This window comes from Flagellimonas sp. B-3, from assembly GCF_056857835.1.
In genome coordinates this window covers 229,335-249,920 of the sequence record NZ_JBSXNW010000022.1, presented here as the reverse complement: position 1 = coordinate 249,920, position 20,586 = coordinate 229,335, and the positions used below count along the sequence as shown (strand labels likewise).

Annotated in this window: 17 protein-coding genes; 6 read left to right on the top strand and 11 right to left on the bottom strand. The window is 42.1% G+C overall.

Going from position 1 to position 20,586, the window contains the following annotated elements:
• Positions 1 to 47: 47 nt before the first annotated feature.
• Complete coding sequence (locus tag AC13CS_RS11130; protein ID WP_293167514.1) at positions 48 to 1,571, bottom strand: aldehyde dehydrogenase (NADP(+)); 1,524 nt, start codon at positions 1,569 to 1,571, stop codon at positions 48 to 50.
• Positions 1,568 to 2,491 carry a dihydrodipicolinate synthase family protein gene (locus AC13CS_RS11125; RefSeq protein ID WP_293167516.1) on the bottom strand — a complete coding sequence of 308 codons (924 nt, stop codon included), beginning with the start codon at positions 2,489 to 2,491 and terminating at the stop codon, positions 1,568 to 1,570. Before AC13CS_RS11125 ends, AC13CS_RS11130 begins: the two co-directional genes overlap by 4 nt.
• A gap of 132 nt (positions 2,492 to 2,623) precedes the next feature.
• Here AC13CS_RS11125 and AC13CS_RS11120 point away from each other — a divergent pair, with 132 nt between their 5' ends.
• Positions 2,624 to 3,466 carry an AraC family transcriptional regulator gene (locus AC13CS_RS11120; RefSeq protein WP_293167518.1) on the top strand — a complete coding sequence of 281 codons (843 nt, stop codon included), beginning with the start codon at positions 2,624 to 2,626 and terminating at the stop codon, positions 3,464 to 3,466.
• 162 nt (positions 3,467 to 3,628) lie between these two features.
• On the opposite strand, the gene AC13CS_RS11115 is transcribed toward AC13CS_RS11120, so the two are convergent.
• Together AC13CS_RS11115 and AC13CS_RS11110 are read right to left on the bottom strand one after the other, a co-directional pair.
• Positions 3,629 to 5,227: a RagB/SusD family nutrient uptake outer membrane protein gene (locus AC13CS_RS11115; protein ID WP_293167520.1), complete on the bottom strand. Its 1,599-nt coding sequence runs from the start codon at positions 5,225 to 5,227 to the stop codon at positions 3,629 to 3,631.
• Positions 5,228 to 5,239: 12 nt separating this feature from the next.
• Entirely contained in the window at positions 5,240 to 8,236 is a 2,997-nt protein-coding gene (locus AC13CS_RS11110; protein WP_293167522.1) for a SusC/RagA family TonB-linked outer membrane protein, read from the bottom strand.
• Between the two features lie 387 nt (positions 8,237 to 8,623).
• Between AC13CS_RS11110 and AC13CS_RS11105 the strand changes: the two genes are divergently transcribed.
• The gene (locus tag AC13CS_RS11105) at positions 8,624 to 9,994 is read left to right on the top strand and encodes an exonuclease domain-containing protein (RefSeq protein WP_293167524.1); all 1,371 of its coding nucleotides are present in this window, start codon (positions 8,624 to 8,626) and stop codon (positions 9,992 to 9,994) included.
• Positions 9,995 to 10,012: 18 nt separating this feature from the next.
• Here AC13CS_RS11105 and AC13CS_RS11100 read toward each other — a convergent pair whose 3' ends face one another.
• The 3 genes from AC13CS_RS11100 to AC13CS_RS11090 all read right to left on the bottom strand — a co-directional run bounded on the left by AC13CS_RS11100 (position 10,013) and on the right by AC13CS_RS11090 (position 13,393).
• Complete coding sequence (locus AC13CS_RS11100) at positions 10,013 to 10,789, bottom strand: aldose epimerase family protein (protein ID WP_293167526.1); 777 nt, start codon at positions 10,787 to 10,789, stop codon at positions 10,013 to 10,015.
• Positions 10,789 to 12,087, bottom strand: a complete 1,299-nt coding sequence (locus AC13CS_RS11095) for a M20/M25/M40 family metallo-hydrolase (protein WP_293167528.1) — start codon at positions 12,085 to 12,087, stop codon at positions 10,789 to 10,791. Before AC13CS_RS11095 ends, AC13CS_RS11100 begins: the two co-directional genes overlap by 1 nt.
• 64 nt (positions 12,088 to 12,151) lie before the next feature.
• Positions 12,152 to 13,393, bottom strand: a complete 1,242-nt coding sequence (locus tag AC13CS_RS11090; protein WP_293167530.1) for an FtsX-like permease family protein — start codon at positions 13,391 to 13,393, stop codon at positions 12,152 to 12,154.
• A gap of 3 nt (positions 13,394 to 13,396) precedes the next feature.
• Here AC13CS_RS11090 and AC13CS_RS11085 point away from each other — a divergent pair, with 3 nt between their 5' ends.
• Positions 13,397 to 14,620 carry a DUF1343 domain-containing protein gene (locus tag AC13CS_RS11085; protein WP_293167532.1) on the top strand — a complete coding sequence of 408 codons (1,224 nt, stop codon included), beginning with the start codon at positions 13,397 to 13,399 and terminating at the stop codon, positions 14,618 to 14,620.
• Between the two features lie 287 nt (positions 14,621 to 14,907).
• On the opposite strand, the gene AC13CS_RS11080 is transcribed toward AC13CS_RS11085, so the two are convergent.
• Together AC13CS_RS11080 and AC13CS_RS11075 are read right to left on the bottom strand one after the other, a co-directional pair.
• A complete protein-coding gene (locus AC13CS_RS11080) occupies positions 14,908 to 15,756 on the bottom strand; it encodes a sterol desaturase family protein (protein ID WP_293167534.1) in 849 nt (282 codons plus the stop codon).
• Positions 15,757 to 15,777: 21 nt separating this feature from the next.
• On the bottom strand, positions 15,778 to 16,272 hold the full coding sequence (locus AC13CS_RS11075) for a YkgJ family cysteine cluster protein (RefSeq protein WP_293167536.1): 495 nt from the start codon (positions 16,270 to 16,272) through the stop codon (positions 15,778 to 15,780).
• Between the two features lie 70 nt (positions 16,273 to 16,342).
• Between AC13CS_RS11075 and AC13CS_RS11070 the strand changes: the two genes are divergently transcribed.
• Together AC13CS_RS11070 and AC13CS_RS11065 are read left to right on the top strand one after the other, a co-directional pair.
• Complete coding sequence (locus AC13CS_RS11070; protein WP_163626104.1) at positions 16,343 to 17,053, top strand: class I SAM-dependent methyltransferase; 711 nt, start codon at positions 16,343 to 16,345, stop codon at positions 17,051 to 17,053.
• A 41-nt stretch (positions 17,054 to 17,094) separates the two neighbouring features.
• Positions 17,095 to 17,895: a hypothetical protein gene (locus AC13CS_RS11065; protein ID WP_293167539.1), complete on the top strand. Its 801-nt coding sequence runs from the start codon at positions 17,095 to 17,097 to the stop codon at positions 17,893 to 17,895.
• Positions 17,896 to 17,904: 9 nt separating this feature from the next.
• On the opposite strand, the gene AC13CS_RS11060 is transcribed toward AC13CS_RS11065, so the two are convergent.
• On the bottom strand, positions 17,905 to 18,537 hold the full coding sequence (locus AC13CS_RS11060) for a 7-carboxy-7-deazaguanine synthase QueE (protein ID WP_293167960.1): 633 nt from the start codon (positions 18,535 to 18,537) through the stop codon (positions 17,905 to 17,907).
• Between the two features lie 33 nt (positions 18,538 to 18,570).
• Positions 18,571 to 19,023 (bottom strand): Rid family detoxifying hydrolase, encoded by a 453-nt coding sequence (locus tag AC13CS_RS11055; RefSeq protein WP_293167541.1) that lies wholly within the window; start codon positions 19,021 to 19,023, stop codon positions 18,571 to 18,573.
• A gap of 56 nt (positions 19,024 to 19,079) precedes the next feature.
• On the opposite strand from AC13CS_RS11055, the gene AC13CS_RS11050 reads away from it, so the two are divergent.
• The gene (locus tag AC13CS_RS11050) at positions 19,080 to 20,582 is read left to right on the top strand and encodes a helicase HerA-like domain-containing protein (protein ID WP_293167543.1); all 1,503 of its coding nucleotides are present in this window, start codon (positions 19,080 to 19,082) and stop codon (positions 20,580 to 20,582) included.
• Positions 20,583 to 20,586: the final 4 nt, after the last annotated feature.

Here is a 20,586-nt window from a genome sequence, read left to right as displayed (position 1 = left end):
CTTTAAAACTGACACATTTATTTTTAATAGATTTCTACCTGTATACCTTACCCCTTTAGATGGTCGGGTAACAGATTTTTTGGGAAAGACTGATAGCTTACAGGCCTTACCCATCTTTTGATAGCGTGTGTACCCACTGCCGTAAATCGGGAATCCGTAGATGCCGGATATGGGCCACCGTGCTGCATGGATGGACATACCTCTACTCCTGTGGGAACTCCATTGTAGATAATTCTACCTACTCGATTCTGAAGGGTGTCCACGATTTCCATTAAATCAAGGGAATCAATTTCCTCTGCGATAAGGGTACCCGTCAATTGTCCTTCCAGTCCTTCTATAATCTGCAAAAGCTCTGCTTCATCCTTGCATTGAACCACCATGGAAAAAGGTCCGAAAACTTCTTGGTGCAATTTGGGATTGGCCAAAAAATCTGTTCCAGATACAGTTGCAACCACTGAAGCTGCATAATTGGGTTCTAAATCTCCTTCAACTTTACCAACAACTTCTACTCCTGATTGTGAAGTTACATCGTCTCCTTTTTTTTCGTAGCCACTTTTAATATTTGGATGCAGCATGCACTGAGGATCCAAAGCAATGGTCTCTTTTGCCAATTCTTTGACAAAATCTTGGGTGTTTTCATTCTTTATCGTCAATAAAAGTCCAGGATTGGTACAGAATTGACCTGTTCCCAAGGTAATGGATCCCGCATAAGTCTTTGCTATTTCATTTCCTCTTTTGGAAATGGCACTGGGCGTTATGATCACCGGGTTGATGCTTCCCATTTCCGCAAATACGGGAATAGGTTCTTCCCTTTTTGCCGCTAGGTCAAACAGTGCTCTTCCTCCTGTGATGCTTCCCGTAAAACCGACCGCTTTTATCTTGGGATGGTTCACCAAATCAACCCCTGCCTGAATACCTCCATTGATACTGGAGAACACTCCTTTGGGCATTCCGGTTTTCCCTGCAGCCCTTACAATGGCAGAGGCCACCAATTCTGAAGTTCCGGCATGCATGGGGTGCGATTTAACAATTACGGGGCAACCTGCCGCTAAAGCACTAGCTGTATCGCCCCCAGCAGTGGAATAGGCCAATGGAAAGTTACTGGCCCCGAATACGGCCACTGGCCCCAAGGGAATCATCGTTTTTCTCAAATCATCCTTTGGTAATGGTTTCCTATCCGGTTGGGCTGCATCAAAGGTGTTTTCCCTCCAATCGTCATTGGCAACTAGTTCAGCAAAGGACCTTAACTGGTTCATTGTACGTCCTCTTTCTCCCTTTGCTCTTCCTTCGGGAAGCCCGGACTCTGTAACGTACATATCTACCAACTCTTGATCCAGCGTCAAAATTTCATCGGCAATGGCATTCAAGAAAGCTGCTCTTTGCTTGCCTGATACTTTTCGATAAACTTTAAAAGCATTCCACGCCGAGATAGCAGCCTCTTCAATTTCTTCTTTTGTGGCTTCCACAAAAGTTGTGGGGTTTTCAATGTTCAATTTGGGATTGGTTGTTTTGAAAACAACATTTCCCTTTGCGCTAAAATCTCCTGCTATACAGTTTTTTCCTGTAATCATACTTCACTTTTTAGGTTTTTATATTCCGGGAGTACCGGTCTGTTTTTCATGGCATCGTCGATAACCTTGATCACCCGCTCCCTTTCTTTACCCTGCAAGGGCAATCTTGGTGCCCTGACATGTTCGGTCCCGATTCCTGTGGCCACTTCGGCCAATTTGATGTTCTGCACCAATTGCGGGCTTATGTCCAACTCCAGCAGGGGCATAAACCATCGGTATATATCCAAGGCTTCGTTGATTTTGCCCGCTTTTACCAATTCATAGATGGCGACGGTCTCCGCTGGATAGGCACAGACCAACCCGGCTACCCAGCCGTCCGCTCCTATCACCAAACTCTCTAGACCCAGTGTGTCCACGCCCGTAAAGACCTTCAAACGGTCACCGAAGCGGTTCTTTAATCGGATGACATTGGTGATGTCTCTTGTGGATTCCTTAATGGCCTGAATATTGTCACATTCCAACAACTCCTCCATCATGTCCAAAGTTACCTCAATTTTATAATCCACCGGATTATTATAGATCATTATGGGAAGCGAAGTGCTGTTTGCTATGGCCTTAAAATACACTACTGTTTCATGATCGGTTGCCTTATACCTCATGGGAGGCAACACCATAAGTCCTTTAGCACCCAATTTTTCTGCATTTTGTGCCACGGCTATGGCTTCTTTGGTACTCTGCTCTGCAATATTGATAATTACAGGAACCTTATGGCCTACAATTTCCAAAGCGGTCTTGATCAAGGTTTCTTTTTCCTCATTGGCCAGAGTGCTTGCTTCACCCAGAGTGCCGCCCAAAATGATTCCATGAACCCCAGCTTCCACTTGAGCCCTAATATTTTTTTCAAACATGGCAAGGTCCAATTTGTCCTCACTTGTAAATTTTGTTGTTACAGCAGGCATAACGCCTTCCCAATGTATCATAATGCTTAGTATTTTGATTACAAAAATAAAATACAACAAGCCAAGAATCGGTCTATTTATTAGCTCGTTGTGATACTATATTGACCCAAATTGTTGACCAAGGACGATTTTTTAACGATATTTGTATAAAAAATGAAAGTTCTCCCATTCAAAATACCAAAACCCAAAGATGAAGCCTTGGTCTACCAGGTAGACCGGGAACGGGTTTTTTATGACCAGCTTCATCAACATGCAGAAATTCAGATAAGTTATATAGCCAAAGGTGCCGGGTCTCTGATCGTGGGCGATTCGATCAGTGATTACAGCGAAGGGGACATCTTGGTTATTGGAGGGTATGTGCCCCATGCATTTAAAAGTGATGTTTCGGCTTCACCAAAATCGCTTATGTACACTTTGTTTTTTGACATCAATTCTTTTGGCAAGGATTTCTTCCGTATTACAGACCTTTCGGCAACTAAAGAGTTTTTTAAAAAATCGGAGCTTGGAATGCGAGTGATTTCCAATACAGAAATCATTATTGAAGAGTTCAACAAATTAAAGACGCAGAACAAAGTGGAGCAGATAGCCACGCTTTTGATCATTATCAGCCATATAATGCAATCGGAAACTGAGCCTTTGTCTTCCTTTGTATACAGAAAGTCGTTCTCTGATGATGAAGGGAAACGGATGAACGATGTGTTCAAATATGCCATGGACAGGTTTCACGAGCCCATTAACCTTGATGAGGTGGCGGATGTAGCGAATATGAGCAAAAATGCTTTTTGCCGGTATTTTAAAAAGCGAACGAACAAGACTTTTTTCCAATTTTTGATCGAAATACGGATAGAGAATGCCTGCAAGCTTATTTTAAGCAACCCAGAACTTGCCATTTCCATGATTTCCGATCAATGTGGCTTCAACAATATTGCAAATTTTAATAGAAAATTTAAAGAATTGAAGGGCTGTTCCCCCACACAATTTAGGGCCCAGTTTTAATTTGATCCTTATCCCATAAGGAAAAGAACTTGGGTTTCTTTCTTCTTGAAATTTACACAAGCCATAAAATTATAAAAGCGGATGGAGACCCATCCGCTTTTTCACTAAACTACAAACTCAAATAATTACTAAATAAGAATATGCTTGAATCGTATTTTTAATTTAATACCCAGGATTCTGACTTAGATTGGTATTGGTATTCCTCTCTTCCAATCCTATTGGGAACAGGATGGTATGGTTTCCTTGGGGGGTGTGGTTATACCAGTTCTTGGTCTGGAACACCCCAAATCGGATCAAGTCTGTCCTTCTTCTGGCCTCTGCGGCAAATTCCCATCCCAACTCATCCAAAAAGCGTCCATAAGGCACTGCTGACTGGTCTCCTGGATCATCAATGGTTCCATCTTCGGCCAAAGTACCGTACTCCACTGTGGTATCACCTTCCAATTCAGCTCCGGTAACTGTTGCTTGGGCAGGGTCCTCAAAGGAACGCATACGCACTTCGGTTACAATGGCTGCTGCTTCATCGCTCTTGTTGGTTCTAAGGAGTGCTTCGGCCTTCATCATGAGCACATCGGTATATCGCAAGAAGGGAAAATCAACACTTAGTCCTCCTGTTGCTCCTGATTCTATCTCATATTTTCCACATCGGAAACCATCGGTAAAATCACAATCATAAATACTTGGCATTTCTTTTCTCAAGGTCATTACCACACTACCATCCGATGCATTCAATTGGTCTCCCATCAACCAAGTATCCTCCAAACGGTTGTCGTTTGGATCATAACTATCTATAAACTGTGGGTTACAGCTAGACCCTCCCCAAGGTTGGGCCTGCATATCAAAAACCAATCGGTGATCGGGCAAAAGCATTTTCATGTGAGCACTCCATTGTCCCGCAAAAATTTGATCATAGGGTATGGCAAACACCATTTCTGGATTGGTTTCATTATCTGTTTTGAAAATGTCGGAATAACTAGGCGACAATTCAAATGCATTGCTGTTGATGATTTCGTTACAAGCTTCTATGACCTTGCTCCATTGTGGGGTTCCGGTGTACACTTCGGCATTGAGATATACTCTGGCCAATACGTGATAAGCGGCCCATTTGGTCATACGTCCGTATGTAGATTGATCAACGGTTTCTGTTAAACTGGGTATAACCTCGGTCAATTCAGATACTATAAAGTTGTATACCTCTGTACGGCTACTTTGTTCCGGAAGCTCATCACTATAACTTGCAATAATTGGCACATTTCCATGGGTATCTACCAACATGGAGTAATACAGTGCCCTCAACGCCCTCATTTCGGCAACGATGGATGCTGCTTGCTCCTCACTAACGGGAAGTTCTCCCGATTCTATCTGAAGTATTACCCTGTTGGCACTATTGATTCCGTTGAAACAGCTAATCCATGTGTTTCTTGGCTGCCATTGGGTCTCTGTCCATTCGTGGAAATGCATCCGCTTGTAGGTACCTCCATCATCCCATCCGTTGGGTCTTGTTGGGGTTACAAACATATCGCCAGGTTCTTCCTGTAGATCAAAATATCCTTGCCATCCCATTACAAAACGCATGGGTGTGTAGGCCGAGGCCATTACCGAAATTATATCCGACTCGGATGGCGTGAACGAAGACTCGGTTACTTCCGAGTATACTTCCTCTTCCAGGTCGGTACACCCGATTGGCAGCAGTACTAAGCCGACAAGGAGTGTCAATAATTTTATTTTAAGTGAAATCACTTTGTTTATTATATTTTTCATAATCTTATTTTTTTAGAATGTGAAGTTGATACCCAATGTAAATGTCCTGATGGAAGGATATTTATCCCTCTCATCATTACCAGGGGACAATCCATTTCTGTTCACTTCAGGGTCTATCCCCTTATACCCTGTTATGGTAGCCAAGTTTAGACCTGATGCGTAAATGCGGAAGCTCTGGGCAAACTTAATGGCATCTTTTGGCAAGGTGTAGCCCAAGGTAACATTGTCTATCTTCAAGAAGTCCCCATCTTCTACATAATAACTCACAAATCGCTGCACATCTTGCAATACGGCTTTGCCGTAAACCATATCGTAAGCAGAATCCAAGGTATTGTAGCTTATTGTAGGGTTTTCATAGAACATACGGGAGAAATTCAATATCTGATAGTCCAAGGCGCCTCTTAAATTGACCATTAAATCCCAGTTCTTGTACCTTACCGTATTGTTCCAACTGTAATATGCCTTTGGCAGTCCGTTACCCAATACCTGCCTGTCATCATTAGTGGCTTCGGTGGCTGGAACCAAAGATCCATCAGGTCTTTCTATGACCCAAATACCGTCATCGTTAATGTCTACACTTTTAAGTCCATAAAAATTACCGATCGGTTGGCCTTCTTGCACACGGTGCGTACTTATTTGGATAGGCTCTCCGGTATAACCTTCATCAAAGAAATCATTGGTCAACTGGAATTCATCATTGGAAAGCGACATGATTTCGTTGGTGTTTGTAGAATATGTCAAGTTAGCGGTCCACTGAAAATTATCTGTTTGGAACGGAGTTACATTCAATAAAAACTCTAGACCGGTATTCTTGATTTGCGCAACGTTGGCGGCAATGGTACCGAAAAAGTATGGAGGTGTTGGCACACTATAATTGAACAATGCATCCTTTGTGGTTCTGTTATAATAATCAACAGATCCATTGATTCGTCCATCAAGAACACCAAAGTCCAATCCTAGGTTAAACTCTTCCTTTTTCTCCCAACGTAAATTTGGATTGGCATTACGTGAAGGTATCAGTTGCCTTACCCATTGTCCGTTATTCAAGAAATAATCCCCGTAGGTAAGTCCGCTCAATGATTGATAATTGGAACCTGCATTGATTCCTGTAACCCCAAAGCCAGTCCTTAACTTTAGGTTGGAAAGCCAATCCCAATTTTCCGCAAAGGATTCTTGGTTTACACGCCATCCCACTGACACACCTGGGAAATTACCCCATTTATAATCCTCACCAAATCGAGAGGAACCTTCACGGCGCAAACTGGCCATTAACAAATAGCGATCATCATAATTATAAGTGACCCTAGAGAAGAACGCAATCAATTTATCGGAATTCTTGTAGCTGCCCATTCCGGCCTCACCCAATTGAAGTCCTTGTCCGCTACCAAGGTTGTTATAAGTAAAGCCATCTGTTGGAAAACGTCGGTTTGTGGCCCAAAAGCCTTCGTTGGTATTATCTTCATAATTGTAACCTACCAAACCTGTTACTTTGTGTTTTCCGAAGCTATTGTCGTAATCCACGGTAAACTGACCGTAGTTGCCCACATAATCATCGGTACCTCTAGAAGCAAACCCTTCTTGTCCGTTTTTTGTGGTGGACACGTGGTCTTTGGTTTGGTAAAACCCTCTTATATTGGAGTTTCCTTTACGGGTGTACAATCCTTTAACCGTAACATTATCACCAAAATCATAGCTTAAAGAAAAGTCAAACCTTGTGTTTCTATACCTGTTCTGGCCTATGGTCTCTTCAATATACGCAACTGGGTTATCGTAGAAATATACATCTCTTTCGTACCAGCTTCCATCTTCATTGTATACCGGCTCAGTAGGGTTCCTAATAATGGCCTGTCTGTATATGTATGGGTTAAAGCTTTCACCGTCACCAAGGGCATTATATGTTTGTTCGCTTAAAATCACCCCAACATTGGCCTTTAATCGGTTATCGAACATCGCGTGGTTTACACTTACTCTGGCTGTGTGTTTTTTATTGTCCGATTTCTGAAAAATACCTTCTATATCTCGATAGTTCAATGAAGCTGTCATATTGGAAGTTGAGTTCCCTCCCCTGAAAATAAGGTTGTGTACTTGGCTAAAGGCATCTCGGGTAATCTCATCAACCCAATCTGTATTTGCACCAAAATCTTGAAGATTGGCCCCATTAAAGGTGTATCCCTCTTCAAATTTTTGTCTTAGTTCACCTGCATCCAAAAAGTTCATTCGGTTGGCTATGGTAGAAAGTGAAGCGTACCCATTATACTCAATGGTCGATTTCATGTCATTTGTTCCTTTCTTTGTTGTGATGATAATCACGCCATTAGTGCCCCGGGTACCGTATATTGCCGTAGCGGAACCATCTTTAAGTACATCAATGGATTCGATATCCTCGGGTGCCACGGTATTTAAACTCCCCGGAACCCCATCGACCAAAACCAAGGGGTTGGTTCCACCCAAAATTGAAGATGTACCCCTTAAATTAATCTGTGTGCCTTCGGTCGGGTCGCCAGAGGGAGCCGAAACGGACAGACCCGCAACTTTACCTTGAATAAGCTGTGCGGCATCCTTTACGTTACCCTGCACAAAATCCTCCGATTTTACCGTTGCCACCGAACTGGTCACATCGGCACGTTTTTGCGTACCATAACCGATTACCACCACTTCGGAAAGTTGCTCTAAATCCTCTTTAAGCACCACATTTATGGTAGATTTTCCTTGTGCCGGTATTTCTTGGCTCACAAAACCTAAATAAGAAAACACCAATACTGCATCGGATTGCGAAGTTGTAATCTCATAATTTCCATCAAAATCGCTGGCAGTACCATTGGTGGTATTCTTTTCCAATACCGATACACCTGCAATAGGTATCCCCTGCTCATCTGTAATGCTACCCGTAACCGTCTGTTGGGAAAACCCAGCTTGCGCCATGAAAACGCAGAGCAAGGACAAAACAATCTGTTTTTTTAAACGATTGGTTCCCAGACATTCTTTAAATAAAAAGCTAGCCAATTTCATAATACATTTTAATTTGTTTAGTTAATTCTCCAAGTAAAAAACCATTGCTCAACATCGTTAATGTTTTATTAAAGATTAATAAGCGTTAATTTCACACTTGTAAATGTAAACTTATGTATCAGAAGATTTCTGGAAATATTATCCGGTTTTGATATTATATTGACCAATCAAGGCTATTTTCTTTATCATAATCGACTTAATCCTATCAATACACCTATATTAAGTATAATTTACACACTTGTTTCTAAGGGGTTGTTATTATTAAAAATTGGAAAGACACCCTTTTTACCTTCCATATAATCCTATCCCAAAAAAGAAACACATCATTCCACCAACTCAAATTAAGTGCAGATAAAACCCTAACTTTAAAAGCCAATTTTTTAGACTTTGTACACCATAATTGACATAGAAACCACAGGTAACGGAATCAAGGGAAATAAGATCACCGAAATCTCTATTTTTAAATATGATGGTAACCAAGTCGTGGATGAATTCACTTCACTGGTAAACCCTCAATGTCCCATTCCCTATTTTATAACCGGACTTACAGGAATTGACGACCAAATGGTGCAAAATGCACCTACCTTCCCGGAAATTGCAGATACTGTAAAATTTATTACGGAGGGTTGCATTTTTGTGGCCCACTCCGTTAATTTTGATTATGGTGTGATCAAAGAAGAGTTTCGACAAATCGGCATTGATTTTACTCGTAAAAAGCTCTGTACGGTACGTTTATCCCGTAAGTTGATTCCCGGTCTACGTTCTTACAGTCTGGGAAAGTTGTGTTCTGCGGTCCAAATTCCCTTGGTGGATCGCCACCGTGCTCGGGGAGATGCGCATGCTACAGTGCTTTTGTTTGAAAAGCTTTTGAGAAAACCTGAATCGGAAGTGGTTTTTAAAAAGTTTTTGAATGCCCGAAGTCAAGAAGCCACCCTTCCGCCCCATCTGCCCAAATCCGTTTTTGACAAGATTCCCCAAAAACCCGGCATCTATTATTTTATGAACCAAAAAGGGGAAATTATTTATGTGGGAAAGGCCATCAACTTAAAAAAAAGGGTGTTGGGACATTTTTACGACAAGAGCCGCAAAGAAATCCAAATGTGCAGCGAAACGGCCAATATTGACTTTAAGTTGGCTGGCAGCGAATTGGTGGCCCTTTTGATGGAATCCGCAGAAATAAAAAGATTGTTCCCACCATACAACCGTGCCCAAAAAAGAACAGGGAGACAATATGCCATTTTTGCCTACGAGGACAGAAACGGAATAATGCACCTTGCCTACAATACCATTAAAGGGGTTCCCAACCCATTAAAAGTGATTCATAACCAAACAGAGTGCCGAGCATATTTGGAAGAAGTGTGCAAAAGTTTTTCGCTCTGCCCAAGGTATTGCCATTTACAACAGACCAACGCGGCTTGTTCCCATCATGAGATAAATTCCTGCGGAGGTATTTGTACGGGCGATGAAAATGCCGAAGATTACAACCAAAAGGTTGAAGAAGCGATTGCGAACATGAAACTATTGACTTCGGAGGTTCGAATCATCAAGGAAAAAGGCAGGGATGAAAACGAAAGTGCCGTGGTTTTGATTGCGGATGTTATTTACAAAGGTTTTGGTTTTATTGATACCGATATTCAAATTTCAACCATAGATGATGTTGAGGCCTTTATCACTCCACAAAAACATACCGTGGAAACCGAAAGTATTCTTACCCAATATTTTTTGAAGCACGACAAGAGCCAAATACTTGTCCATTAAAGCAATCTTAGCCTTAAGCTATGCTTCTGGCTTCAAAGTCACTTTAAAACGAGCCGAATCATTCAGTTTTTGAAATCCTTTGTGCAATTCGGTTTGATTTACGGCATAGGGGTAAAACGATATGGGTTCAATACAGACCATATTCCGCACCTCTGTCCAGCACATAAAATTTCCAAAACCTTCGGTTTCAATGGTGATTTGTTTCTCATCTTTAAGTGTGATGGAAGCGCAATCTGCCACTTGAAGCGCCCGACTCCCAACTTCCAAAACCTCATCCAACGTAATTTCTTGTCCCTTGGCCACAATCATTGGCGATTTTGAATGTAATTTAAAAGCAGGATGATACCCTAACATAAAAGGCATTCCCTTTTCTCCATAGATTTTAAAATGAATTTCCAATCCATCATCGGTCAATAAGAAGGATTTCTCGAACCTAAAATCGTAAGGCCATGATAAAACTGCTTCGGTGGATTTTTCCGGAAATTTTGAATTGGAAACTTCGGTTCCCGATTGGTATTGCTTTACAAAAACGGCAGAAGTATCGGTTTGGTGCTCCAAATTGTACTCCATTTGTCGCAAAAGTCCATGTTGGTCTTGAATTGCATCCCCTTTTGGTGTTTTTACATGAAAATCAGACTCGTTTACCGGACCGATTATAGGGAACATTTCAGTATCGGTGCTGCCCCACCCCGGGCTTCCTTTTTGGTGAATAAATTCGTGTCCGTTTACTTCATAGCCCACAAGTTCCCCCGCATCAATCTTTACTACGGAAGTAGTTGTTTGTAGTGTTACCATTATTTGGTGTTTATCAATCGGTAAATCAAAATGGCAGTACGTTTTGTCAACGCTTCAATGGTATTCAAGTTAACGGTTTCCTGAGGGGTATGTGCTCCAGAGCCCATAGTGCCCAATCCGTCCAAGCCATCCACATAATTGGCAACAAAAGAGATATCGGCAGCACCTCTTTTGCCAGGGTCATAGGCCAAGACTTCACCTTGTTTTAGATCCAAACTTACATCATTAAGTGTGCTCAACAATGCACGATTTCCTTCTGTAGGACCCATGGCAGGGTAGCTATCGGTAAAACTAATACTTGCTGAAGTCTGTGGAAGATTATTGGCTGCGATTTCCCTCATTTTGGCTCTAGCACGTTCTTTTTGCCCTTCGGATATAAATCGAAGTCCACCTTTAACCACAGCTTTTTGAGCAACCACATTGGTCTTTCCGAAGGCATCACCCTTGCTGGTCAGTTCATCATAATTCACAAAAGTTCCACCAAGCAGTACACCTGGATTAAAGGTTAGCAAGTCCTCCCCTTTTACATCAGTGTAAAATTGATGTAGGATTCGGGACATTTCAAAAATGGCACCTGCTCCTGTATTTTCACTAAAAACACCAGAGGAATGTGCACGTTTACCCTCAACCTCAACTGCCCATCCCGAGGATCCTCTTCTAGCAACAGTGGCATAGTTGAAGCCCGTGGAGGTTTCAAATCCCAAGGCTACATCGCTTCGCTTTGCGGCATCAATCAAATCTTTTCTACTGATGGACAAAGGCTTACCTGTACTCTCTTCGTCCCCAGTAAAGGCTACAATAATCTGTGCATCATCCAACAGACCATTGTCCGATAATGCTTTTAGGGCATACAGTACAATTACATCGCCGCCCTTCATATCGTTGCCACCCGGGGCATGGGCAATACTGTCGTTAACCATTTCAAAAGTTTGAAACGGACTGTCTTCCTCAAAAACGGTATCCAAATGACCAATAAGCAGCAGCTTTTTTCCTTTTGAGCCAGAGGTTTCGGCAAATAAGTGACCTGAGCGGTTCATTTCGGCTGGCATTTCTATCCACTTGGTCTCAAATCCGATATTGTCAAAGGCATCTTTAAAAACCATACCCACTTTTTTAACGCCTTCGGCATTAAGGGTACCGCTATTTATGTTCACTACCCTTTCCAAAAAATCAATTGCATCGGAATTATTTTTTTCAATGGTCGAAACAATCTTTTTTTCGGTTCTGGAAAGTTTTTGTGCAGTTATGGATGCAGTTAAAAGCAAAGCAAATAAGGTGGAATAATATTTAAATGTCATGGTGGGTTATTTTGTTTTACAAGTTATCAATTTAGATTGAAAAGCCCACACGGGAAAACGGCTTCTATTCGAATTGAATGGCTTTTACCGGTGTTATTTTAGTGATGATGTACGATGGCACCAAAAGCATCAATAAACAAAGCAACATCACCCCGATGTTCAAAAGCAAGATGGTCGGCATATCCATGTGCACGGGAATGTAGTCGATGTAATATTCCTCGGGGTTCGGAAATTTGAACATACGGTACTTATTCTGAAGAAAAATGAGTCCCAGACCTATGAGGTTGCCCCAAAAAAGCCCGATGGCGATCAAATAGGCAGCGTTGTACAAAAAGACTTTCCGGATGCTCCAATTGGCGGACCCCAGTGCTTTTAAAATTCCTATCATTTGGGTACGTTCTAGAATCAAGACCAGCAAAGCTGTGATCATGTTGATACCGCCAACAATGATCATAATGCCAATGATCAGGGCAATATTAAAATCAAAAAGGCCTATCCATTCAAAAATTCGGTAATATTTACTTCTGATGTTTTGGGTATCCAAAACGGATACCGTTTTACCGTAGATCTCGTTGCTTTTTTCTTCCAATTGGTCAAAATCATCGAGAAAAACCTCAAAATTGCCAATCTGGTTTTCTTTCCATTTGTTCATCCGTTGAATGTGGCGAATATCCACAAACACATAAGTTTCGTCAAACTCCTCAAAACCGCTATCATAAATACCGACAATCTTAAACCTCCTATTGTTGGGCATTTTGGAGGCATCACCATCCCGAAGAAAAAAGGAAAAGAAGGTATCGCCAACTTTTAACCGTAATCTATTGGCCATTAAACTGGATATGAGCACCTCCTCGTTCAGTTTACCGCCATAATCGGGCAATCTGCCCTCGACCAGATATTCTTTAAAGGTGCTCCAATCGTAATCGGTTCCCACGCCTTTGGCCAACATGCCCTCAAAAGTATCGGCCGTTCGGATAATTCCACCTTTGGTGGCCACTGCCTGTACGTGCTTTACGCCTTCTACATTCTTAAACTCAGGATAAAAATCTTGATTTATGGAAACCGGCATCAGGGAGACTTCGGAATTGTTGTTGTCGAAATTGGAAATTTGGATATGGCCATTGAATGCGGCGACCTTTTCACGAATTTTATTTTTTAGGCCGACACCCGTTGCAATGGCAATAAGCATCATTACCACACCGATTGCGATTGCAGCGATTGCAATTTTTATTATCGGGGCGGAAATACTAATTTTATGTTCCTTCCCTGTAACAAGGCGTTTGGCAATAAATAACTCTAAATTCAACGAATGCCCATTTTATCTAAAATCAAAAGTACAGTTTTATTGTTGTTTTTGGTCTTTTCATCATGCAAGGGACAACAAAAAGAGGCCTTTTCTGCTTCAGAACCCTCAACCGAAGCACCTGCTCCCATTAAAGTAGCAGCTAATCGTACCGAAGTTTATCTCCCGCTTTTAAAAGGTAAGGCAGTAGGTGTAGTTGCCAACCCAACAAGTGTTGTTTTTAACGAAAAAGGGCATACACATTTGGTGGACTCCCTACTTTCCTCTGGTGTTGATGTGAAGCAAGTTTTTGCCCCCGAACACGGTTTTAGGGGTACGGCAGATGCGGGGGAACATGTTAAAGATGGTGTGGACACCCAAACTGGCCTGCCCATAATCTCCCTTTACGGCAAAAACCGTAAACCTTCCAAAGAACAGCTGAGCAATTTGGATGTCGTTGTTTTTGATATTCAGGATGTGGGGGTTCGATTCTATACATTTATTGCCTCGTTGCAACTGGTGATGGAAGCCTGTGCCGAAAATGACATACCCATTATTGTTTTGGACAGACCCAATCCCAACGGGCACTATGTAGATGGCCCTACCATGATGAAAGAGCATACCAGCTATTTGGGGATGAACACGATTCCGTTGGTCTACGGGATGACGATGGGCGAATACGCAAAAATGCTCAACGGCGAAGGATGGTTGAAAAATGGCAACAAAGCTGATTTAACCGTTGTGGAATTGGAAAACTATACGCACGAATCCGAATATCATTTGCCTATTAGACCCTCCCCTAACCTGCCGAACGACAAATCAATTACGCTGTACCCGAGCTTGGGCTTGTTTGAAGGCACCAATGTGAATGCGGGACGTGGCACCGAGTTCCAATTTCAACGTTATGGGGCTTCTTTTATGGACAGCACAGCCTATGATTTCAGTTATGTGCCCGAACCCAATTTTGGCTCTAAATATCCTAAAGAGGAGGGCAAGACCTGTTATGGTCGAGACCTGTCCAAAACCCCCAGAATGAACAAAGTGACGATGGAATGGATCATTGATGCCTACAACAACACCTTGGACAAGTCCAAATTCTTTTTAACGAGCGGTTTCACCAAACACGCGGGCACTCCCCTACTTCAAAAACAGATTGAGAAAGGTATGACCAACGAAGAAATCAAGGCCACTTGGCAAGCGGATCTGGAAAACTTTAAAAAAATACGAGCGAAGTATTTGATTTATGATTGATTTAGAATCTGATAAAAATTGCACGAATTAGCACAAATAAGGCGTCTGTCGAATCGAGCTGGTGCCCTAGTGCAGTCGAAGGGGTAGTCCGTTATCCGATAAAAGGGTAAAAGGTCTTGACACGAATTGCACGAATTTTCTCGAATACTGCATTTGTCACATCGAGCGCCCGCCTGCCGGACGGGCAGGCAGTCGAGATGTCTTAAAAAGTAAAGTTTTCTCAATCGATGCAAAGCATCTCATTCCGAAATGACTTTTCATCGTCATGTTGAACTGGTTTCAGCATCTCAGTCCGAAATGATTTCTTGATTTTCCGTGGTCGGTCTACGGTATTTGTGAAATGGTTGTTTTAGCAAACCTTTAATGCTGCTGTTTTCCTTTTCATCGGGAAAGGTATCCACTCCGTAAACAATATCTTTTACGTCCATCGACATGTACGTGCCAAATAGTCTGTCCCAAATGGAGAAAATGTTTCCGTAGTTGGAATCGGTATAAGGTAACTGATAATGATGGTGCACTTTGTGCATATCAGGGCTTACGATTATCCAACTGATCGCATTGTCCACCCTTTTTGGCAAACGAATATTAGCGTGATTGAACTGTGAGAACACCACGGATAAACTTTGATACAACATAATGATACCAATGGGCGCGCCTACAAGTATAACACCCGCCAAAGTAAATGCATACCGAATCAAACTTTCCAATGGATGGTGCCTGTTGGCGGTCGTGGTATCCACATTGTGATCGGAATGGTGTACTAAATGAACCATCCACAAAGGTTTTACTTTGTGTTCTACCCAATGGGCCGCATAAGCACCTATCAAATCCAAAAGCATCACCCCGAGCAAAACATAAAGCCACAAAGGCATCTCTGGAAGCCAGTTAATGATACCAAATTGGTTTTCCACCGCCCAATCCGATGATTTTAACAACAAAAATGCCAGCGGAAAATTCACGATAATTGTGGTCAACGTAAAAAAGAAGTTGGGAACGGAATGTCGCCATTTTTTATAGGGAACATTGAAAAGTGGTACCACACCTTCCAAAATCCAGAAAAAAGTGATTCCGCCCACCAAAATCAGGCTGCGGTGCCAAGAGGGAATGTTCTCGAAATAAGAAATCAGTTGCTCCATTCCTTCAAATATAGCAAATCATTAAAATTTTATGGATTTTTTCATCTCCTCCACAATATTATAAGCTGCGGGACAAATTGCTACATTTTTTAAGGTAAGGTTGGTTATCTGTTGGAACTTTTTCCTATCCGTATGCGGAAATTCGCGGCAGGCTTTAGGTCGAACATCGTAAATAGAACAGTAATTATCGGCCCCTAAAAAAGTACAAGGAACAGCTTGAAGCACATAGTCGTTTTCTTCATCAACCCTTAAATATTCATCTATAAACTGGGAGGGTTTCATTCTAAAATGCTTAGAAATCCTGTTAATATCAGCATTGGTGAAAAGTGGGCCCGTAGTTTTACAGCAATTGGCACATGTTAGGCAATCCGTGCGCTCAAATTCCGCTTCGTGCAGTTCTTGCATGGTATAATCCAGGTCTTTGGGAGGACGCTTTTTTAACTTGGCAAAAAACTTTTTGTTCTCAGAATGTTTCTCCTTGGCCCTTTGTGGTAAATCACTGAGTATTTCATCCATAACACAAACTTATCCATTTTAAGGCTTTCCAAACAATTAAAATCACACCTTTGTAAAATAAATGCGAAACATGGCAGATGTTTTTGGAAGGGCCCTATTGGATTATCAAAAAGGGGACTATACGGAGGACATTAAAACGTATTCATCTTTAGATGAAGAAGATGTGATACCCGTTCCCTATTTGTTCCGAGAGTTTGATGAAATGCCCAAAATTGAACAAAAAGCACTTCAATTAGCTCGTGGAAAAGTCTTGGACATTGGTGCCGGTGCTGGAAGTCATGCCCTTTATCTACAAAACAAAGGATTTGATGTCACCGCCTTGGACAATTCCGAAGGATGCATTGCCGTTTGCAAGGAAAGAGGCATCCGTTCAACAGTTGTGAGTGATGTTTTGGATTATGCCAATGAACGTTACGATACCTTGCTTCTACTTATGAATGGCATTGGATTGGCAGGCAAACTGAACAATTTAAGCCGTTTTCTACTGCATTTGGCCTCATTATTGCAGCCCAACGGACAGATTCTGTTGGATTCCAGCGATATTGTTTACATGTTTGAACAGGATGAAGATGGTGGTTACTGGATTCCCAATGATGGAACCTATTATGGCGAAGTAGTTTTTGAAATGGAATATAAAGGCCAAAAAGGCAAAGCATTTGATTGGGTTTACGTAGATTTCGATACCTTGCAAAACGCTAGCGAATCCAATGGATTGGATTGCGAACTTGTAATTTCTGGTGAGCATTTCGACTATTTGGCTAAGCTCACATTAAAGAAATAATAGTTTCCGATGCGGAACGTTTTAGTACATATTGACTTGTTATGAAAAAAATTGCGCTTTACGCTTTATGTAGTTTTGGATTACTGATAAGCTGTTCCAAGGATTCGGATATCTCATCAGCGGATTCCACCATTAACATTGACAAATCTGGAAATCGCCTGTCCACAGGGGCTTCTGCTAGAAACTTGTTATCCAATGATACTTTTGACAAACTTTTGATTGAAATTGATTATGTCACCGGTTTTGCCCCCACCGCTGGAGCCATTGCCAATTTTGAGGAGTTTTTAAGGACGGACACCCACAAAGAAAACATTGAGCTTAAATATACTGCACTATCCTCTCCGGATGAAGAAACATTGACCCTTGAAGAAGTTGTTGACCTTGAAAATGAAAACAGGGACGAGTATAACGATGGCTCAACATTGGCCATTTATATTTACTTTGCCGATGCCCCTGCCGACAGCGACGATGATAGTGAAGGACTAGTAACCTTAGGAGCTGTGTATCGCAATACTTCCATGGTTATTTACGAATCTACCGTAAAAAAAATAGCCAACAGCAGCACATCAGTAAGTACTGAAGAGGTTGAGACTGCCACGCTCTTGCATGAGTTCGGCCATTTATTCGGTCTGGTTAATTTGTCAACCCAATCCGTGAACGAGCACGAAGATCCCGAATCCGACAATCATTGCAATGTGGATGGCTGTTTAATGCGCTCGGAACTGGAATTTGGGTCTTCTTTGCTTAAACAAATGGAAAAAAATGCTTCCAAAGGCTTGGCTACCATTCCAGATTTGGGTCCCGAATGTATTTTGGACCTTCAGAAATATGGGGGGCGCTAACCTTTTAGCTTAAGGAATATTCAAATACTTATGGGTCTGTAGGGAAACTCTCCATTTCGGATGCTTCATTACATAATCCACAATTTGCGGAACCATTTTGTCACGAACGCTCCATTCGGGTTGTAGGTAGAGTATGCAATCATCACTTACTTGCGCAGCTTGTTCCTCGGCAAAAATAAAATCGTGCTTGTTGTAAATAATTACCTTAAGCTCGTGGGCTTTTTTATAAATATCGCCCACGGGAAGTTTGTTTTTTTTGGGAGATAGACAAATCCAATCCCAAACACCTGTCAAAGGGTAAGCTCCAGAGGTTTCGATATGAATCTTCATGTTTTTGGCCTTGAGACCTTCAGTTAGTGGCCCCATATCCCAAGTAAGCGGCTCACCTCCAGTAATTACTATGGTATCCGAATATTTTTCTGCATTGGCTATAATACTATCAATAGGTGTTGGGGGATGTGTTTCGGCATTCCAACTTTCCTTAACATCGCACCAATGGCAACCCACATCGCAGCCGCCGATTCTTATAAAATAAGCAGCCGTACCTTTATGGTAACCTTCCCCTTGAATGGTATAAAATTCTTCCATCAGGGGCAGCATCAAGCCCTTTTCCACCAAATCCATCACGTTTTCTTCCATCATGGTGCAAAGATAATTCACTTCTATGGTTTGGCCCTATTTTACGGCAATAACATCAATTTCTATGCTACCGTTGGCTGCAATGCCTTTAGCTGCAAAGGTGGTTCTTGCTGGTTTTTTGGTGAAATATTGGGTATAAATTTCATTAAAGGCCGCAAAATCATCAATATCGGCCAAAATCACGGTGCATTTTACCACATGGTCCAAGGTCATATCATACTGCACCAAAACGGCCTCAATATTTTTAATGGCCTGTTCAGTTTCTGCTTTGACCCCGCCTTTAACAAGCGTGCGAGTCGTATGGTCCATCCCTATCTGGCCAGCCAAAAAGTACATATTGCCAGCCTGTACCACATCACTAAAAGGAGCGTTTTGTTTTTTGGGCTCATGCGACTTATGGAAAATAATCTCGGTGGTTTCTTGTGCATAGGAAGTGGCCATTGCCCCGCTCATCAAAATAGACAATATTGCATAGTGGAAAGGTTTCATAATCTCATTTTTAGTTTTGCTTAAAATTACCCTATTTTTATCGGAAATTGAACAGGATGGGCAGCAAAGAAGAATTCTTTGAACACATAGAACAAGGCTACACCACTAAGGGCGATTACATAACCTTGGGTGCCGGAATGTTGGATGGCGAAACCATGACCAACGCTTACATTAAGGTTCCCTTAAAAATGATGAATCGCCACGGCCTAATTGCAGGGGCAACGGGAACCGGAAAGACAAAATCGCTACAAGTACTGGCCGAAAACCTATCCGATAAAGGGATTCCCGTATTGCTCATGGACCTTAAAGGCGACCTTAGTGGCATTGCCAAGCCCAGCCCTGGACATCCAAAAATTGATGAGCGTCAAGAAAAAATAGGCCTTCCGTTTGAAGCCAAGGGGTTTCCCGTGGAAATCATGTCACTTTCTGAACAGCACGGTGTTCGCTTGCGGGCCACGGTATCGGAGTTTGGGCCTGTGCTGCTTTCCAGAATCTTGGACCTGAGCGTTACCCAAGAAGGTATTGTTGCCGTAATATTCAAATATTGTGATGACAACAAGCTGCCACTCCTTGACCTCAAGGATTTTAAAAAAGTACTGCAGTATGCCACTGGCGAAGGGAAAGAGGAGTTCCGAAAAGAGTACGGTCGTATTTCAACCAGTTCCACAGGAACCATTTTGAGAAAAATTATTGAACTGGAGCAGCAAGGTGCCGACCTCTTTTTTGGGGAAAAATCCTTTGATGTGGAAGATTTGGTCCGAATTGACGAAAACGGTCGTGGCTATGTGAACATTATCCGTTTGACAGATATCCAAGACCGTCCAAAACTCTTCTCGACCTTTATGTTGAGTCTTTTGGCTGAAATCTACTCCACTTTTCCCGAACAAGGGGACAGCGACAGACCTGAATTGGTGCTGTTCATAGATGAAGCCCACCTGATTTTTGACAATGCCAGCAAAGCACTTTTGGACCAGATTGAAAGTATTGTGAAACTAATTCGCTCCAAGGGAATCGGGCTTTATTTTGTAACCCAAAACCCAACCGATGTACCGGACGACGTTTTAGCGCAGTTGGGCTTGAAAGTTCAGCATGCGCTCCGCGCCTTTACCGCCAAAGACCGAAAGGCGATAAAGCTTACGGCACAGAATTACCCAATTTCCGAATTTTATGATACCGCCCAAGTGCTTACTTCATTGGGGACTGGAGAGGCTTTGGTATCCGCCTTGGACGAAAAAGGACGCCCAATGCCATTGGCAGCAACAATGATGCGAGCGCCGATGAGCCGCATGGATATTTTGAACGATAATGAGATAAAAGATGTACTGGGCCAGTCCAAATTAATTAAAAAATACAATGAGGAGATAGACCGTGAAAGTGCCTACGAAATCCTCTCCGAAAAGATTGAAAGAGCCGAAATAGAAGCCGAAAAAGAGGAAAAATCAACATCCCGAAGGTCTTCCAGCAGAAGAAGCACCCGAATGAATCCTGTGGTTAAAGTTTTGACCAGTGCTACATTCATCAGGGGTGTTTTAGGAGTATTAAAAAAAGTGATTCGATAATATA

Excerpts from the sequence above, each read along its gene's own strand:
- AC13CS_RS11125 (WP_293167516.1), bottom strand. The coding sequence starts at position 2,491 with ATGATACATTGGGAAGGCGTTATGCCTGCTGTAACAACAAAATTTACA.
- AC13CS_RS11050 (WP_293167543.1), top strand. The coding sequence starts at position 19,080 with ATGGGCAGCAAAGAAGAATTCTTTGAACACATAGAACAAGGCTACACC.
- AC13CS_RS11060 (WP_293167960.1), bottom strand. The coding sequence starts at position 18,537 with ATGATGGAAGAAAACGTGATGGATTTGGTGGAAAAGGGCTTGATGCTG.
- AC13CS_RS11120 (WP_293167518.1), top strand. The coding sequence starts at position 2,624 with ATGAAAGTTCTCCCATTCAAAATACCAAAACCCAAAGATGAAGCCTTG.
- AC13CS_RS11095 (WP_293167528.1), bottom strand. The coding sequence starts at position 12,087 with ATGACATTTAAATATTATTCCACCTTATTTGCTTTGCTTTTAACTGCA.
- AC13CS_RS11115 (WP_293167520.1), bottom strand. The coding sequence starts at position 5,227 with ATGAAAAATATAATAAACAAAGTGATTTCACTTAAAATAAAATTATTG.
- AC13CS_RS11065 (WP_293167539.1), top strand. The coding sequence starts at position 17,095 with ATGAAAAAAATTGCGCTTTACGCTTTATGTAGTTTTGGATTACTGATA.
- AC13CS_RS11100 (WP_293167526.1), bottom strand. The coding sequence starts at position 10,789 with ATGGTAACACTACAAACAACTACTTCCGTAGTAAAGATTGATGCGGGG.
- AC13CS_RS11130 (WP_293167514.1), bottom strand. The coding sequence starts at position 1,571 with ATGATTACAGGAAAAAACTGTATAGCAGGAGATTTTAGCGCAAAGGGA.
- AC13CS_RS11075 (WP_293167536.1), bottom strand. The coding sequence starts at position 16,272 with ATGGATGAAATACTCAGTGATTTACCACAAAGGGCCAAGGAGAAACAT.
- AC13CS_RS11055 (WP_293167541.1), bottom strand. The coding sequence starts at position 19,023 with ATGAAACCTTTCCACTATGCAATATTGTCTATTTTGATGAGCGGGGCA.
- AC13CS_RS11110 (WP_293167522.1), bottom strand. The coding sequence starts at position 8,236 with ATGAAATTGGCTAGCTTTTTATTTAAAGAATGTCTGGGAACCAATCGT.
- AC13CS_RS11085 (WP_293167532.1), top strand. The coding sequence starts at position 13,397 with ATGCCCATTTTATCTAAAATCAAAAGTACAGTTTTATTGTTGTTTTTG.
- AC13CS_RS11070 (WP_163626104.1), top strand. The coding sequence starts at position 16,343 with ATGGCAGATGTTTTTGGAAGGGCCCTATTGGATTATCAAAAAGGGGAC.
- AC13CS_RS11080 (WP_293167534.1), bottom strand. The coding sequence starts at position 15,756 with ATGGAGCAACTGATTTCTTATTTCGAGAACATTCCCTCTTGGCACCGC.